Annotated in this window: 14 protein-coding genes; 6 read left to right on the forward strand and 8 right to left on the reverse strand. The window is 37.2% G+C overall.

Annotated features, from left to right (window positions below; translation table 11 throughout):
• The first annotated feature begins 37 nt into the window (after positions 1-37).
• From fliD to QMG93_RS23670, 4 genes are read left to right on the forward strand one after another with little or no spacing between them, the layout of a single operon-like run.
• On the forward strand, positions 38-1,819 hold the full coding sequence (fliD, locus tag QMG93_RS23655) for a flagellar filament capping protein FliD (protein WP_281940862.1): 1,782 nt from the start codon (positions 38-40) through the stop codon (positions 1,817-1,819).
• 30 nt (positions 1,820-1,849) lie between these two features.
• Positions 1,850-2,248, forward strand: a complete 399-nt coding sequence (locus QMG93_RS23660; protein WP_281940865.1) for a flagellar protein FlaG — start codon at positions 1,850-1,852, stop codon at positions 2,246-2,248.
• Positions 2,249-2,253: 5 nt separating this feature from the next.
• The gene (fliS, locus tag QMG93_RS23665; RefSeq protein WP_216794207.1) at positions 2,254-2,646 is read left to right on the forward strand and encodes a flagellar export chaperone FliS; all 393 of its coding nucleotides are present in this window, start codon (positions 2,254-2,256) and stop codon (positions 2,644-2,646) included.
• The gene (locus QMG93_RS23670) at positions 2,646-3,008 is read left to right on the forward strand and encodes a hypothetical protein (protein WP_281940867.1); all 363 of its coding nucleotides are present in this window, start codon (positions 2,646-2,648) and stop codon (positions 3,006-3,008) included. Before fliS ends, QMG93_RS23670 begins: the two co-directional genes overlap by 1 nt.
• 32 nt (positions 3,009-3,040) lie before the next feature.
• On the opposite strand, the gene QMG93_RS23675 is transcribed toward QMG93_RS23670, so the two are convergent.
• Together QMG93_RS23675 and QMG93_RS23680 are read right to left on the reverse strand one after the other, a co-directional pair.
• Positions 3,041-4,972, reverse strand: a complete 1,932-nt coding sequence (locus QMG93_RS23675; protein WP_281940869.1) for a TPR domain-containing glycosyltransferase — start codon at positions 4,970-4,972, stop codon at positions 3,041-3,043.
• Between the two features lie 26 nt (positions 4,973-4,998).
• Complete coding sequence (locus QMG93_RS23680) at positions 4,999-6,942, reverse strand: glycosyltransferase (RefSeq protein ID WP_281940871.1); 1,944 nt, start codon at positions 6,940-6,942, stop codon at positions 4,999-5,001.
• A gap of 155 nt (positions 6,943-7,097) precedes the next feature.
• Here QMG93_RS23680 and QMG93_RS23685 point away from each other — a divergent pair, with 155 nt between their 5' ends.
• Both QMG93_RS23685 and QMG93_RS23690 read left to right on the forward strand, forming a co-directional pair.
• Entirely contained in the window at positions 7,098-9,221 is a 2,124-nt protein-coding gene (locus tag QMG93_RS23685; RefSeq protein ID WP_281940873.1) for a glycosyltransferase, read from the forward strand.
• On the forward strand, positions 9,218-12,418 hold the full coding sequence (locus QMG93_RS23690) for a glycosyltransferase (protein WP_281940875.1): 3,201 nt from the start codon (positions 9,218-9,220) through the stop codon (positions 12,416-12,418). Before QMG93_RS23685 ends, QMG93_RS23690 begins: the two co-directional genes overlap by 4 nt.
• A 111-nt stretch (positions 12,419-12,529) precedes the next feature.
• Here QMG93_RS23690 and QMG93_RS23695 read toward each other — a convergent pair whose 3' ends face one another.
• From QMG93_RS23695 to QMG93_RS23720, 6 genes are read right to left on the reverse strand one after another with little or no spacing between them, the layout of a single operon-like run.
• Positions 12,530-13,627 (reverse strand): DegT/DnrJ/EryC1/StrS family aminotransferase, encoded by a 1,098-nt coding sequence (locus QMG93_RS23695; RefSeq protein ID WP_281940876.1) that lies wholly within the window; start codon positions 13,625-13,627, stop codon positions 12,530-12,532.
• A gap of 26 nt (positions 13,628-13,653) precedes the next feature.
• Entirely contained in the window at positions 13,654-14,394 is a 741-nt protein-coding gene (locus QMG93_RS23700; protein WP_281940878.1) for a class I SAM-dependent methyltransferase, read from the reverse strand.
• A 3-nt stretch (positions 14,395-14,397) separates the two neighbouring features.
• A complete protein-coding gene (locus QMG93_RS23705) occupies positions 14,398-15,333 on the reverse strand; it encodes a hypothetical protein (RefSeq protein ID WP_281940880.1) in 936 nt (311 codons plus the stop codon).
• Positions 15,334-16,302, reverse strand: a complete 969-nt coding sequence (locus QMG93_RS23710) for a glycosylase (RefSeq protein WP_281940881.1) — start codon at positions 16,300-16,302, stop codon at positions 15,334-15,336.
• Between the two features lie 2 nt (positions 16,303-16,304).
• On the reverse strand, positions 16,305-16,751 hold the full coding sequence (locus QMG93_RS23715; RefSeq protein WP_281940882.1) for a GNAT family N-acetyltransferase: 447 nt from the start codon (positions 16,749-16,751) through the stop codon (positions 16,305-16,307).
• Positions 16,751-17,446, reverse strand: coding sequence for a WbqC family protein (locus tag QMG93_RS23720; RefSeq protein WP_281940883.1), 696 nt, complete (start codon positions 17,444-17,446; stop codon positions 16,751-16,753). Before QMG93_RS23720 ends, QMG93_RS23715 begins: the two co-directional genes overlap by 1 nt.
• Between the last annotated feature and the right edge of the window lie 384 nt (positions 17,447-17,830).

Below are 17,830 nucleotides of genomic sequence, written 5' to 3' on the forward strand. Positions count from 1 at the left end.
GAAGTAAAGACTATTATGGAAAAGGGGGGCGTTTTTTATGCCTATGAGAATTACCGGTATGAGCTCGGGACTTGATATCGACAAAATGGTAAGCGACCTGATGAAGGCGGAACGGATGCCATTAAACAAAATGACTAAAAAGAAAACCCAAACATCTTGGACGATGGGGTTGTATCGGGAAATTAATACGAAGCTTTCCAGTTTTAAATCTGTCGTCAATGATATGAAATTAAGCGGTGATTGGAAGGCAACTAAAGCAGCATCCTCGAACACCGCAGTAACGGTATCGTCGGATGGCAGTGCGAATGTTATGAATCATACGATCACTATTGATAGATTGGCGGGCGGAGCAACTAAATCGAGCAGTTCAGCAATAACAAATGATCTTGCGGGAAGCAGTTTATCCGGAACGCCCTCGATCGATTCCAGCAATAATAAGTTTGATATAACCGTTAATGGAGTCAGGAAGACGATCACGCTAACCCCCAATGCCTCCTATACTCCTGCTACTCTAAAAGATGAAATTAATACGCAGCTTTCAGCCGCTTTTGGCGCTGCCGTATCGGTTAGTTTAACAGGAGCAGGTAACGACCAGCTTAAATTCAATAGTACAGGACAAGTCACATTATCAGATGTGGCTGGCAACAATGGACTAACAGCTCTTGGATTTGCAGCCGGAACTCAAAGATCCAATAGACTGGATAGCGCTGCTCCGATAGGATTCTCCGGAAATATGGTCATTAATGGGAAAACGGTAGCTATCGGACCGGGAGATTCGTTATCTAATATCATGACCAAAGTTAATACGTCCGCTGCAGGTGTAGCGATGAGTTACGATGTGGCAAGCGATAAAGTTATTTTTACATCCAAAGGAACGGGGAGCGCTGCAAAGGTAGACTTAACGGGAACCAATAGTTCCATTTTAGCCGGGTTAAAATTTGCTGACAGCAGCGCGGTTTATGGACAAGATGCAAGTGTTCAAATTGACGGTGTTCAACACTACGAACAGTCCAATACCTTTACCAAAGGCGGCATTACTTACACCTTAAATCAAACAACGGCGCCTGCAACAGTCGTTAACATTTCGGTCACTAAAGATACGGATGCCCTCTTTAACAAAATTGTAAATTTTGTCTCGAAGTACAACGAAACCGTAGAGTTAATGGGTAAACGCTTGAATGAAGACAAGTATCGCGGCTACGATCCTTTAAGTGACGATGAGAAGAAGGACATGAAAGAGGCTGACATCAAGCTTTGGGAAGAAAAAGCAAAGAGCGGTCTCATTCGAAGAGATAGCATTGTTTCTAAAGCATTGAGTTCTTTAAGAAGAATGACGAGTGAAACCGTTGATGGGGTTACGCAAGATTACAATGCTCTTTATAAAATTGGTATTACGACGATGCCGTACAACATCAATAAACCGGAAGATTCGGCAAAGTTAACGATCGACGAGACCAAGCTTAAACAAGCTTTGGCCAGCGACCCGGACTCAGTGATCGCCATGTTTACGAATTTTCCTGCAGACTCCAGTTTATCCGAACAGGCTAAATACAAGCAAAAGGGTATTGCTCAGCGTATGTTTGAACAAATCGGTTCATCCATCAATGAGTTATCTGAAAAAGCAGGCAAGCCAGGAACTGTTGAAAATGATATCAACACGACATTAGGCTCCTCAATGTTGACCTTTGAGCGCAAAATCACAGATATGGAAGCCAAAATGAAGAAAAAAGAAGATAACTATTACGCCATGTTTGCACGAATGGAAAAAGCGATCCAAAAAAGCAATGCTCAAAGCTCATGGTTAGCCCAAAGAATGTAATTTCTTGTTTGTAAAGGTGAGGTGGATGTTATGGAAATGAACTCAATGCCTTCCTCGACTAACATGACGGGTATGACAGGATCAGTAAGAAACGGGACAGACTCAGCAGTTCAGATAGATAGCTATGGTAGCATTGGTTACGTGCCTAATGTTTCGCCTAATGCAACAGAGTTATTGAAAAAAGAGAAGTTTGAGTTGTCCATTTCTGAGGAAGCCGTGGTCAAGGCGATCCAAAAAGCAAATAAAGCTCTTCAAGGCGTCGAAAAAAGATTTGAATATCGTGTTCATCAAAAAACAGGCGAAATTATGGTAAAAGTGCTCAACCAAGAAACCAATGAAATTATCCGGGAAATCCCACCTGAAAAACTATTGGATCTCGTTGCAAAGCTTCAGGATATCTGCGGCATAATTATAGATGAAAAGAGGTAACACGAATGATCCAGCAGCAAGGACAAGAAACCTACCTGCGAATGCAGGTGACAACAGCGGCGCCGTGGGAATTAACCTTAATGCTCTATAATGGTTGTATCAAATTCATGAAGCAAGCCTTGGACGGGATTCAAAAAAGAGATTTTGAAATGAAAAATGTTTATATCAAAAAAGCAATCCGAATCATAGATGAATTAATTGCTACACTGGATAAAAAATATGAAATATCCAAAAACCTCGATGCATTATACGTTTTTATGAAAGATAAATTATTTGAGGCCAATGTTAAACTCAATGTAGAAGCCCTTCAAGTAAGCATTGAGTTGATGACAGATCTCAGAGATACTTGGGTTAAAGCCATGAAATCTTTGAAGTCTCCTGCGAAGGTGCAGTCGTAATGGTTTCGGTGCATGAAAAACAGCTTTTAGAACAGTTATTGGACGTTACTAAACAAATCTCTTTGCTTGCTTTTGATCAAGAGGAGAGTTTGGATCAATTAACGATACTGCAAGCTAGTCAAGACGAGCTCAGAAAGCAATTGGATCAACTTGGGTTTAATGGTCAAAATGCCGATGTCTCAGCAAAGGCAATAATAGCAGAGTGCTTGCAATTAGAGCAATCCACACAGAAAAGACTTCAATTAGAACAAAATATGATTAAGGCCGAAATAAATAAGCTACAGGCCGGATCCTTGATGAAGCACAGATACCAGCAAGCTTATTCGCAAGTAGAAGGTTACTTCATAGATAACAAAAAATAGGATCAGACCTTCATTGGTCTGATCCTATTTTTTTAGAGTGATTTAATAAAAGGAAGTCCTCTGTATTGAGGAAATTGGTTATACATTAGTTCTTTAAATTTTGCTTTTTCCTGAGTATCAGAGCTGTACTGTAAAAATAACGTATAAGATACGATATTAGTAGGGTTTATCTTTAAAGCGGTTTTTAGAAAGTTCAGACCCTCCGTTATCTCTCCTTGTTGAAGATATAGTCTTGCTATATTTTCATATCCTGTAGCTTGAAGGGCGTTTCTTTGCAGCAGCATCGAATAATAATCAAAGGCTAAATCGATTTGATTTTGCGTGTAGAAGTAGTCTCCGAGCAGATTGGCTATCGAGTCTTGATGAAAAGGTAACTGCTTAATAAGCCAATCATATACTTCAAAATGCCCCATTTTAAACAGATCAATAAGTAATTTGATAATCATTAATAAATCAATTTCTGCACTATCATTTAATGATTCAGAGAGGATATATTTCATCGTAACTTTTGTTAGATTTGTTTCCTCGTTGTATGGAATTCTATTAAGATAGCTTGTATCTTTCCAAATGCTTGCGGCTAATAATAAAGTTTTAGCGAGATCAGTTTCTTCCTGTTCATTGGCATGATTTAGATTCGATAAATGTAGATCAAAGAGAGTACGATCGTTAGAAATCAATGCGTAGTGAATATTATTTATTGAAGAGATCTCTAGATTTAAGTTCATACATGCTCTGTAATAATGATCAGCAATCTCTTTATTACCTGTTAGTAGTCCCATTTGAAATAGAAGCAAAGCGTTGGCTGCAGTCATCTCAGGATATTTTTTATTAAGAAACTCTATGATAGAAGAGGCTGAATCCGTCGATATCAAAATCATGAGCAGTTGATATAGCACCAAGCGGTCATTAGGTATGAGCTGCATCAGTTTGGTTAAACAATAGACAGCCTTGGGCATATCACGTAAAAGCATATAGATATTAGAAAGTTTAGAATAAGGTAGGGAGCTACCATATGTCGGACTAATGAGCCAAAAACGCTGGTTTTTACTAACTGGATTTTCACCTAATTCCAAAGCCTTGTTAAACGAGTGAATCGCTTGCTCATAAAGACCGAAGTGGGAAAAAACTAGCCCCCTATAGCAATAATAGTCTGAATAATAAGGCCAGGTTCGAATAGATTCCTCAATCAATTCACTAGCTTCCTTGTATCGATCCAAATGAAAATAAGCATTAATCGTGGAGTTTACACAATGGAGATACCAGGCTTCATCTTTCTTTGCCTTTTTGTAAGCACGTTCATAGTAATAAAGCGCTTTTTTGTAATCCTTAAGAATCATATATTCATTTCCAAGGGTAAAGAAGTCATAGTCTGTTTTATTGCTTAGAGATTCGAAAATAGACAAATTTCGAGTTGATTTATCTTTCCTTCCTCTTGTTTCATCTGTGTAACCCGTGTGAAATATTTTAAAATAGTGATTGGTTAACTTTATTTCACCATGCCGGTATGTTATTTGTTCATGAATGGGTCTATAAAAATAAACGTCTGGATGATTGGTAAACAAACGTACGGCTGTAGACTCAATGAACTTTCGATCTTTTACATGGCCTAGAAAATTGAAGATCGGCAATATGATTCCTTGAGGTTCCGCATAATTGAGATTTTGCAGGTGCTCACGGAGGCGTTGATGTTCGTCGGATTGCACATACTCATCTGCATCCAGTACCAAGATCCATTTCGCAGTGGATTTCCTTATCGCTTCGTTCTTTGCCGCGGCAAAGTCATTGATCCACTGAAATGGATAGACATGGTTGGTGAATTCGGAAGCAATCTCTACCGTTTTATCCGTAGAGCCTGTATCAACCACTATGATTTCATCAACCAAGCCTTTAACACTGTCTAGGCACCTCCGGAGGGTCTTTTCTTCGTCTTTTACAATCATACATAAGGATAGCAATTTGTTCATGCCGATTTCTCCTATGCTGTCTTAGTTTATATATATGGTTTTAACAATGGAATGTCTAAAAGTTCAGAATGCTTCATTCGCAGCAATTCCCGAATTTGAGTGTTCAGTTTACAATCTTCGCAATGCTGTAAAAACATGAAGTAGAGAGATGGAGGAACGGCTATTAATTGAAGAGCCTGTTTAATGAAATAAAGAGCTTCTTCGTATTCACCTTGAAGAATATAAAGCTTAGCTAAGTTCTCGTACCCTTTTCCTGAAAGCTTGTTTTTGTTGATCAGAATCGAATAATAATTGATAGCAAGCTCGATTTGCTGTACCGAATAAAAGTAATGTCCGAGTTCGTTCGCTAGCTCGTCAGCATAAATGTTAAAGCTCTCAATAAGCCTATCGTAAGTATCGAAAAAGCCAAGTTGGAATAGTTGAGTGAGCAACTTGGTTAATACAGCAATATCTTTTTGCGATAACGAATTTTCTGGCGACACTCCCCAATAATGGTCCAGAATAAACTTTAACTCGCTGGCCTTGTTACTCTGCGGAATTAATGCCGAAAAGCTACTTTCCTCCCACACCATACTTGCAGAACAGATTGTTGTCATTAGCTCGATATCATCAGGCAGAGGACTACAACTTTCAATTAAGCTAACGAATAGATCCTGTCTATCCAACACTAATGCCTGAATCAGCTGTAAATGAATAGGGAGAGGAATACCCTTTTTTAGACACTCTTCATTATAGTAATGATATAAAGGCAGGTTTCCTAAATTCATCGTTACCCGAAGCAGCATAAGCAAATGATGTTCCTTTGGGGCATCGTATACTTTATCCAGAAACGATATTATCGAATCTGGTGACTCGGATTGACTCATGAGCTGAAGGATTCGAAATAATACGGTTTCATTATTTGGATTGGAATACAGCAGTTTCGTAAGACAATAAACGGCCTCACGGATACGTAAATGATCCAAATGAATGACGGCCAGTCTTTGGTAAGGGAGAGATGTTCCGTAATTCGGACTAATGAGCCATGGTTGGTTATCAGCACTCTGTACATCTTGCATGTCAGATAGCGTTATTGCCATTTGCAATTCTGTTATTGCTGCATCATAAAGACCGAGATCATATAAAATGGCCCCTTTGAACCAGTAAAAATCAGAGTATTGGGGCCAAAACCGCCAGCTACTATCAATTAAAAGAGAAGCTTCTTTATATTGTTTGAGTTTTAAATATGCTGTGATCATTTGGGTTGCACAATAAGGGAACCAGTATTTTTCAAATTCCTCTTTGACATACGCTTTCTGGTATTGTTTTAAGGCCAACTCATATTGTTCTGCCATCATATATTCGTTGCCAAGTGTGTAATAATCATATGGCTTTAAATTTCCAGTGTGTTGCATAGTTTGAAAAATAGATAAATTGCGCTCGGTTTTATTCTTAAGCTGAATAGTATCTTGTGTATATCCGGTATGGTAAATAACCAGGGGGCCGTTAATATAAGTAAGCTCCCCGTGTCGGTATCTTAACTGTTCATGAATAGGGCGCACGAAATAAATATCAGGATTTCTAGGAAAAATACGAGCGGCGGAAGATTCGACCATTTTTCCAGAGTTCGGATGACCGACATAGTTAATGATAGAAGAAATAACTCCCAGAGGCTTTTGAGGATCCAGACCTCTTAGGAAATTTCGAATGTCCGGGCCGTCATGCTGCAAGTACTCATCAGCATCCAGCACGAGGATCCATGGAGCGGTTGCTTTCGAGATTGCGTCATTCTTGGCAACAGAAAAATCGTTGCTCCACGGGAAATCAAAAACAAGATCCGTATACTGCTGAGCAATGGTTTTCGTCTGATCTGTTGATCCTGTATCTACAATGACGATTTCGTCTACGATATTCTTAACGCTTTCTAAACAACGAGCAAGGACGGCCTCCTCGTTTTTTATGATCATACATAAGGTAATAAGCTTTTCCATAATGCCTCCCGATAGACGGAGTTCCAAAGTAGATCTATATAGGTTTTATCGACAGGATCACAGAAATTGTAAAGTAATTTGGTATCACTTTTTATCTAAAATTGTCGATATATATAGTATACCAGATTCCACGTGACGAAAGCGGAGGAAACAACGTGAAAACCAGTATCGTTATAGCAACTTACAACAAATTGGAATATACGCAATTGTGTATCGAAAGCATCCGAGAATTCACGTCCCAGCATGAGTACGAAATTATTGTCGTCGATAATCATTCGACAGACGATACCGCAGCATGGCTCAGCAGCCAGTCGGATATTACAGTGATATTTAACAAAGAAAATCTGGGCTTTCCTAAAGCTTGCAACCAAGGGATTGAAATTTCGACCGGTGACAATATTTTATTGTTGAACAACGATACGATTGTGACCCAAAACTGGTTAACTAACATGTTGGCTTGTCTCTATAGCAGTGAAGAGGTTGGCGCGGTGGGAACGGTAACAAATCACTGCTCCTATGATCAAAGTATTCAGGTTTCTTATAAATCAATCGAAGAACTGCATCCATTTGCCACCCAATATAATCGAGCATCGAATCCGAAGCTATGGGAAGAGCGTCTTAGGCTTGTCGGTTATTGCATGTTAATAAAGAAGCAGGTTTTAGATGAGGTAGGTCTGTTGGATGAAAGATTTACGCCGGGGAATTTCGAAGATGACGATCTTTCATTACGCATTAAGCTAGCAGGATATAAGCTTTTTTTATGTAGGGATACATTTATCCATCACTTTGGAAGCGTCTCATTTAGAAATAACATAGAGGCTTATAACCAGCTGCTTAGTGTAAACAAAGACAAATTTTTTAAAAAGTGGGGTTTTAATCCAGAGGCTACGATTATTCAAAATGGACTTGTAAAACAGATTAAAGCATTATCAACGGATCCTATTCGAGTGCTTGAAATGGGGAGTGGTTGCGGTGGAACGCTTCTGTATGTAAGAAATCATTTCCCTTGCGCAGAAGTTTATGGAATTGAGACTAATCCTTTTGCTGCAAAAGTGGCGACTAAAGTCACGCCTCGGATCTACGGATCTCTCGAAGATATTTCTCATCAATATACGGACGGATTTTTCGACGTTATTATTGTGGGCAATCTTGGAGGCTTTAGTGATGATACGTTAGATATGGTAAAGCTTTTCTACAAACTTTTAAATAAAAATGGACAGCTAATAGTGATTGTCCCTCATTTGCTTTATCATCTTTCAATCAAAAAGATTATTGAGGGAACAATCAATTCAGATGAATTGAAGTATTGGAAATTATCCGATCTTGAAGAGGTTTTTCATAAGTTAGGTTTTGTAAAACCAGAGATTATTGGCCTCTTAGAAGAGATCAGACCCGCTGACCAGTTATTTATTCAGCGCTTGGCTGAAATGGCAGGACTCAAGACTACAAAGCCATACGAAATACACAGTTACTTGGTTATGGCATGCAAAATTAATAAAGAACAGGGCGTTAAGACGTTAATTAACAATCTTTTACTTCAAAACGACATTCAGTCGAGCGTAACTAAGCTTGCAAAAATAGATGCCGAAGAGATTTTGAACGTTATTGAAGATGCGGGGCACGAACAAAAGGTTGAATTGCTGAACTATATTGCAGTGCAGTTTATCGAGCATCAGAAACCGGATCTTTCGCTTCCATATTTAAGCAGAGCTTTTGAGCTTGATGCCAGCCATGATCCTACTTTGTTTAATTTGGGATTGGCGATGTATACACAGGGGCATGACCAACTTGCTTTGGATTGGCTGAGTTTAATTTCCGTTAGAGATGATAAGCTTGAGCATTGGATAAAGCAAATTGAAGCGGATCTCTATACTAAAACTTATGAGAAACATAAATTAAAGTTTTTGCTTCGGAGATTGGAAAATGACGTCGAGGGAGAAGCCAGTTTGGCAGAGCTGCTTCGAATGTTAGGTAATGGAGAAGCACGCATCGAACAAATAAATCAAGCAATTGAAAACGATATGGTGGAAAAATCACAACTGTTAACACAGTTAGCGGTAGCTTGTTATGAGCACGATCTACCGGATATGGTATTTCCATTCTTTGAAAAAGCACTAGAGTTTGATGCGGATAATCAAGATGCGCTATATTTGCTGGCACGTATTTTGTATGATCTTGGGGAGTTTGATAGTGCAAGATTATATCTTAATCGTGTGCGGAACAACGATAGCAGCGTAACAGAACTTATGCAAAAACTAAGTGAGGTAAGCGCCGTATGAACGAAAACAAAGTATGTTTTATCACTTGCTACAATGACGAGGTGCTCTACCAAGAGTGTTTGAAGTATATACATACTCTAAAGATTCCTGAAGGATTTGAGATTGAAACGTTAGGTATCGTCGGGGCTGAAAGCATGGCCGCGGGTTATAACAAGGCTATGCAAAGCTCCGACGCGAAGTATAAAGTGTATTTGCATCAGGATACATTTATTGTAAATAAGGATTTTATGTATGATGTTGTAGGGATTTTTAAGGAAAATCCCCAAGTTGGGATTCTTGGAATGGTAGGTGCTGAGTATCTGCCGACAAATGGTGTTTGGAAGGATTCCAAACTTAAGTATGGTAAAGTTTATGAAAATGTTATGGGCCATCTAGAAAAAATTGAATTCAATTCCCAGCCAAGCGACTATAAGAGTGTTATAGCTTTAGATGGTTTACTGCTAATAACACAGTACGATTTGGCATGGAAAGAAGACTTATTTAGTGGATGGCATTTATGCGATTTGTCGCAATGTCTTGAGTTTTCACAGGCAGGGTTCGAAGTTGGCGTGGTGAATCAAGAACAACCTTGGTGCATTCACGATGGCGGCAGTTATGATGTTGGAAGCGAATTTGATATTTATCGTGACGTTTTCCTTAATCAATATTCATCTAATGTGCTGCCCAAAGTGAGTGTACTTATTCCTACATATAATCGTCCGCAGTATTTTGAGCAGGCGCTTACTAGCGTGTTACAACAAACTTACAAAAACATTGAAATTATAGTATCCGATGATAGCACGAATGACGATACGTTAAAATTATTGGAGCCTTACTTAAAAGAGCACAGTCATATCCATTACTACAAAAACGAGAAGAACCTAGGTCAATTTGAAAATGATTTGAAGTGCATGGAACTGGCTTCCGGAGAATACATAAACTTTTTGATGGATGATGATCTTTTTCATCCAGAGAAGATTGAAAAAATGATGCATTACTTTATCCACGATCGGAACCAAGAGATTTCGCTCGTTACATCCCATCGTCAATTAATTGATGCTGATGGTAATGAAACACCTGATTGGTCTGTAACAAAGCGGCTGTTTGAGGAAGATAAAATTATTGATGGCATAGCATTTGGTGAGTTTGCCCTTACTAGAAATTTTAATTGCATAGGAGAGCCCACTACGCCACTTTTCAGGAAAAAACTCCTTGTAGAACCTTTCGGATTTTTTAATGGTCGGGCTTATGGATGTAACGTGGATATGGCAACTTGGATTCAATTGCTTTCAAGAGGCAAAATTGTATATATGTCCGAAACATTGAGTTATTTCAGAATACATGAAAGCCAGCAACTGCATACGACTCAGAAAGTATTGGAAGGTGCTGTGGATTACGCTCATATCATTTTAAATAGTGTAGATTACGGTTACTTTAGGGATGGATCTCTGCATGTAAAAGCTATTCGAAATTGTATAGCTTATCTCGATAAAGTGCTTGGTTCTGTACAAAAATTAGCTTCGAATGAAGATTATTTTGAAGAGATTGTTCGCTATAAGGGAATGTTGATCGATAAATTGAACGGCTTGGGAGCCTCAATTAATATTGAGGAACCGCTAGTGAGTGTGTTAATACCTGCTTACAATAGGCCGCGCTATTTAGAACTAGCATTACAAAGCGTACTTAATCAAACCTATAAGAATATCGAGATCATTGTTTGTGACGATAGCACGAACGATGGGGTTGAGCAAATGATTCAGCCTTATCTAAAAAATAATACTAATTTGCATTACTACCGTAATGAACGTCAGTTAAATTATGAGAATCTACATAAATTGTTCAGACTAGCAAAAGGAAAGTATATTAGTTACCTTTGTGATGATGATTTGTATCATAAAAATAAATTAGAGAAAATGGTTAGAATTTTAGAACACAATAAAAGCGTAACATTAGTAACATCATATAGACAGCTAATTGACCTAGATGGCAACGTTTTGGGAGACCTCCCGAGTACTAAAAGGTTGTTCCAAGAAACAACTATCGTAGATGGAAAAGCGATAGGGAATTACATGTTAACTAATATTATTAATGTAATAGGTGAGCCAAGTACACCTATCTTTAGAAAACAAGATTTATTGGAAAACTTCGGATGTTTCCATGGATTTGATTACAATAGAAGTATAAACGACTTAGCCTCATGGATTTCACTACTTTCCAAAGGGAATTTAGCCTATATTACTGAACCACTGAGTTACTTTAGACAACATCCAGGCCAAAATCAAGTCCAAATGCACATCCGTATTCCGACTATAAGAGAATGGTTTCAACTAATAGTAGATTCCAGAAAAAGTGGGTTTCTTAACATTCAGAAAGATTTTAAAAAATCTTTAGCGAATTACAGTGTTATAGCTCTTCAGATTATTCAGGAGGCACTTAGCGCCGGATATGAAAATCAATTACAAGAAGAGCAAGCATTTCATTACATCAAGAAAACTATAAATTACTTAGAAGACCAAAAAGACGACAAGTATTCTTGTCCATACTGTAATCATAGTTTTAATAAGTTTATTCCATGGGATGATAAATACGATTTTCCCAGGTATACATTTGAGATGAATAATAAGTTCACAGCGATTTGCCCTGGATGTTTGGCATTAGACAGGGAGAGACTTTATAAACTTTATATTGAGAAAGAGACTAATTTATTATCCAAGGAAAATAAGATCTTACACGTTGCGCCTGAGAAAAATATGAGAAATTGGCTTAAAAGTTTCTCAAATCTTAGTTATAAATGTGGTGATCTTTATCCTAATGATCATGAAACAGAAAAATTAGATGTGACTGATATTCATTATGCCAATGAGAGTTTTGATGTAATTTTTTGTAGTCATGTTCTTGAGCATGTTCCGGATGATAGACGAGCAATGAGAGAATTCTATAGAGTGCTGAAAAAAGGAGGATGGGGAATTTTACAAGTACCTTTAGCAACAAGTATTGATTGTACGTTTGAGGATTTTTCAATAACTACCGAGTCTGGGCGTCTTGAAACATTCGGGCAAGAAGATCATGTAAGAATATACGCAAAGGATTATGTGAATAGATTAGAGGAAGCCGGCTTTAGAGTGCTTCAATATAATTTTTCTGAGCAATATGGTGCAGAGGAAGCTGAAAAATATGGATTATCGCCGAGTGATGTATTATATGTAGTATTTAAGTAAAGTAGTATGATTTGATTAAATTACAAGGGAGATAGTTCAAAAAGGGACCTGGCCTGTTGGCTAGGTCCCTTTTTTTTATAAATCCTTTCTCAATGACGGTCCAATCCCATTTTAATCCGCCAAGACTATATTACATACCCTATCAACATCTTGCTGTGTAAGCTCTCCGTATAAGGGTAAAGTGAGAACCCTTTCAGAAATATATTTTGCTACAGGTATATAATTTGAATTATATCTTCCACTATAACATTCATAATTATTTGTAAGCGGGTAGAAATATTTTCGAGCTATTATGTTTTCTTTTGCGAGTGCAGCGTGCACCTCATCACGAGTTTTTCCAAATTGTTTCTCGTTGAATACAACAGGGAAATAGGCATAATTTTGGGATACACCCTTTTGTTCTTGCAATAATGTTAAACCTTTAACCCCCATGAATCGCTCTTTGTATCGTTCCACAACCAATTTCCTATTATTAATATCTTCATTAACGTGGCGAATATTGCAAATACCCATAGCAGCACAGAATTCATTCATTTTGCCATTACCACCGGCGAAAATTACACTTTCAGGAGATGCAATCCCAAAATTTTTAATTTGGTAAAGTCTATTTTTATACTTTTCATCTGAAAAAGTTAGTGCCCCACCCTCGATTGAGTTAAACACTTTGGTTGCGTGAAAACTAAACATAGAAATATCTCCAAAACTTCCGATTCCTTGGCCATTCAAGGCAACTCCAAATGCATGAGCTGCATCATAAATAACCTTTAAGTTATACTTTTTTGCAAGTTTATCTATCTCATGGACGTTACAAATATTTCCATAAACATGAACCGGAATAATTGCAGATGTTTTATCAGTTATAAGGGATTCAATTCGCTCGACATCTATGGTATAGTCACTTGGTGAAATGTCACAAAACACAGGCGTTAACCCGTGCCTTGTGATAGCATGTGTTGTTGAAGCAAAGGTAAAAGGTGTTGTGATTACTTCGCCGGTTAGATTAAGTGCTTCTATTGCCATTTCGAGTGCAATGTGGCCATTGGTAAAAAGTGAAACGAATGGAACACCAAGGTAGGTTTCAAGTTCTTTTTCAAGCTGATTATGTTTTTCTCCCATGTTTGTAAGCCATTTTGTTTCCCATATAGATCTTATCTCATCTATATATTCCTCAAAAGGCGGTAATGAGGATCTAGTTACATTGATTAGCATATAAAACACCTCATTAAATATATTTACTAATTACCGCCTTTTTCACATACAAAAAATATGCTTGCGCATAAATCGGGATATTGCTGTCCTAATTCATAACAACCATCTAAGTATTCTTTTGAAACAATATCTGTGTTAAGGATCTTATCCCACTGGAAGTTAGCAAGTGCTTTGAAAAATATTCCTGACCGATGAATGATTTTGAGTCCTGACAGTTTAATATCTCTTTCTAGTGTATCTAGCGAGTACGTTATTCTGTGACCATGGGCCGCTTCTGCATCAGTAACCGCACTATTATGACTAATAAGTCCCATTTTTACGGCTATTTGTCTTGATGGAGCATTGGCATTGGGACAAACGATAAAGAACCGGCCTTTGTCAGATAACCATTCGTTATTTACTTTCTTTAGTAATGAAACAGGATCATCGATATGCTCTAACACATGAGTTAAAACTATATTATCGTATTTAGTAGGTAATAGCGTTTCTTCAAAAAGTGAGTTTACAAACTTCACTTCGTCACCCAATAGCGATTTTGCATAATTACAAGCCTCATCCGAGGCTTCAACACATGTAATGTCGTCAAAAAACTCTAAAAACCTTTGTGTAAAATTACCTTTATAGCTACCAAGTTCTAAAAGATTCCCTACTATGAAAAACGGTAAAAAAGATTTTAACATATACGGATGCATAATATCCAAATCAAAGTTATATGCGTATTTGCGTACTGAATTATCTTCAAGTTCCTGGTTGTAGTTTCGTTTCACTTTTTATTCCTCCTTTAACTGTGCCAAACCAAAACCATACTTCCCAAACTCGTTTCCATTATATAGAATATAAATTTTATTATCAGAACTGAACACATTTGGATAACACATCATATCAGAATCCCAGCTATTTTCAGTAACATCGATTCCTGCTAGCGCATCATTCCTGATCCAATTGATTAAATCACTTGAGTACGCATAGCCAATTCTATAGGCTCTGTTCCTGTTTTCTCGAAAATCGGAAGATTGTCTGTAACAAAAAAACATATGGTACTTATCTTCGAAATGAATGACTGTAGGGAGCGCTTGGCTTTCATCAGGAAACTTGTCGCTTATAATCTGTTTATTATCTTTAATCCAATCGATGCCATCTTTCGAGATTGCGTGTCCAATTTTATAAACTCGATCAGGTTGTAAGTTACCATCAAAAATCTTCCAACTCACTCCGTATATATACCACATGTGAAATATATTGTTAATAATCTTAACAAAAGGATCACCCACTAGGAATGGTTCATACAAAGATGAGGTTAATACGGGACCATCACCTAGTTTTTGAAATGTTATTCCATCGTCATTTGATACTGCTAAACCAATACCTGTATCAGTGGAAACGGAAACCTTCCTATTCCAACCAGAGGTATAGGCATATATTTTGTTTTCATACCTTACAACATTCATAGGAAAAATACCATGTTCGTCAAAACAACCTAACTTCCCAAGTGGAATAACTGTATGCGTGGAGACATCAAGTACTTTCTTAAAATTCTTATCAAAATCAACAAAAGCAATATTGCTCAAATATTTCTGTTTATCTTTTTGTCTGGTCGAGAAATATATACGAATAAATTGATCGAAAACCAATGCCTGTGGTGATTGTGCAAATAGTAACCCGTAATCCGATGGATCAAATATTTTACCTTTCTTTTCCCAAATCATTTACACTAAGTCCCCTTCCAACTCAGCTAGCCCGAATCCATATTTACCAACTTCGTTTCCAAGATACAGCATATGTATTTTACCATCCAATTCAAATACGTTTGGATACGCAACCATTTCAGAGTCCCAGCCATCGTTAGATACATCTATTCCTACCTTGTCATCATCCCTTGTCCAATTTATTAAATCATTAGAATAGGCGTAACCTATACGATAGCTTTTTTCCTTATTTCTTCTAAAATCAATTGCTTGTCTATAACAAAAAAACATATGATATTTGCCATTACGAAAAATAATATCCGGACAGGCTTGAGCTTCATTTTCCCCCAATTTATTAGAAATAATATCTTTATTAACTTTATTCCAATGCAAACAATCCGTTGATGTTGCCATTCTAATTTTATAAATAATTTCTGCTTTTTCACCATCTAGAATCCACTTACGTCCAGCTATATATGATAAATACCAAACATCATTAAACTTTCTAATTTTTGGGGAGGCAACAACAAAAGGCTCATTTAACGAATAAGATAGTATTGGTCCCTGGCCAATTTTTTCGAAGGAGCTCCCACCATTTGTGCTTTTTGCAAAACCAATTGCAACATTAAATGGTACTGACTCACACCTTGTCCAACCTCCATAGAAGGCTAATATGTCATCCCCTTCTCTAATAGCAGTGACTGGATAGGTGCCAAACTCGTCGAAAGTTCCGATATTACCTAGCTCTAGGCAAGGAATTTCGGCTACGTTAATAACGTCCAGCAAGTTTTTCCTATTTAAATCAACAAAAGCACTGTAACTTACATATTGTCTATTTTCATCAGGTTTTGGTCTGCAGCTGAAGTAAACCCTAATAAAATTATCGAAATTTACTACGTTAGGTGCTTGTGCGAATTGATCCATCCACAACGGTCTGTTTTTAATAGTTGCGGGATCAAAAACAATCCCCTTTTTAATCCACTTAAACATGCTTATGTTAGCTCCTTTATCATATAATAGGAATCTAAAGATGCTCTGCTAACTATTGTGAAGCCATGTTTTTCATAATAAGCTATTGCTTTAGAATTTACCTTATCAACTTCGAGTTTTATTTTTGTCATACCATATCCTTTAGAAAGTAGACAGCTTAATTGCAATAATAAACTTCCAATCCCCATGTTTTGATATTCGACTGATACTGCAATGTGACTTAGATACGCTACTTTGCTGACTAGATCATTTGCATAAAATATGACTACCCCAGAGATTGCGTTACTATCTTTCGTTACAAAAACACAAGCATGGTCAGCAAGTTTAGATGCATATGTAACTAGATTTCCGACCCGACTTTCAATTGAACGCGGAAAATAATCATTAAAATAACTTAATACATGCACAATTTCAGTTTCAGATGTAATCGGAGTTGGATTAAATGACACTATATCACCTCATAATCCTCTAACATCTTCTTAATATTATCTAGGTCATTAAACATCATAACATCAATTATGGAAAGCCATGGTACAAACTCGTTTTTGAACTGCGTGTATATAATTGGCTTTGATCTTATAAAACGCAGTTCGATTTCATTTTCCGCAAATACCTCTTTTGAATAGAGATCCACTCCGCCAATGGAGTTTATGTAAGTACTAGCGTTTAATTGTTTGCAAATTGCTAATACCTTACTTTGTCCCCTCAAGGAATGATCAATATCTATGGAAGAAGAAATAATTATTTTGGTTCTTATATCCAAAGACTTAACTACTGTATTTATTGAATAACAAATATATTTAAACAAATTAGTTTCATTATTTAATAGGGAGTCTTCGAAAATTTTAATTCCCTGTAGAAAATGAGGGGCTTTTTTATAAGCCTCACTTAGTTGGTTGAGAAGCTTTTTTTTATTAAAATCTAAGGCAATCTTACGATCATTCACGTTTAAATAGTCTGAATCCTTTTGAACAGAGATGCTAAAATAAACATCTCTCCCGTTCTGTAGGAAACGATTTCTGTTGAACCAGCCTTTTTTCGTATATTCTATGTTGTCATAAATTACAAAGACATCAACTGCATTTATTAGCTGAAAATAGCCGATATACGGTAGAAAATATGGTTGCATAATTGCTATTCTCATAGTTCCTCCACTAATCTCTCTCACCGCGGGGAAATGCCATATTTGCTTGGCGCATCTGGTATTCACAGCGAGGGGCTAGATTTTGTATTTTTGACCCTGACTCACAAAGGTTTTGCAAATTTTCTAAACCGTATTGAATATGAACGTGTAACTGACCAGCAAACTCGCCATCTCTCATTATATAATGATTATCGGATGTTACTGAGCAAATTATTAACGCAACATTCTGGGATAATGCGAAATATATACTATTGTGAAGAGAACATTGATATTATAATAGGTAAATTTCATTCAGAGTTTTTCCGTTTCTATAGACCTAATAAAGTGCTTCACAATGAGCACCATATTAATTGAACAACGATAAGCCGTGCCCCAAGGAATAAA

The organism is Paenibacillus tyrphae (assembly GCF_027925525.1).
Taxonomy (GTDB): Bacteria; Bacillota; Bacilli; order Paenibacillales; family NBRC-103111; genus Paenibacillus_G; species Paenibacillus_G tyrfis_B.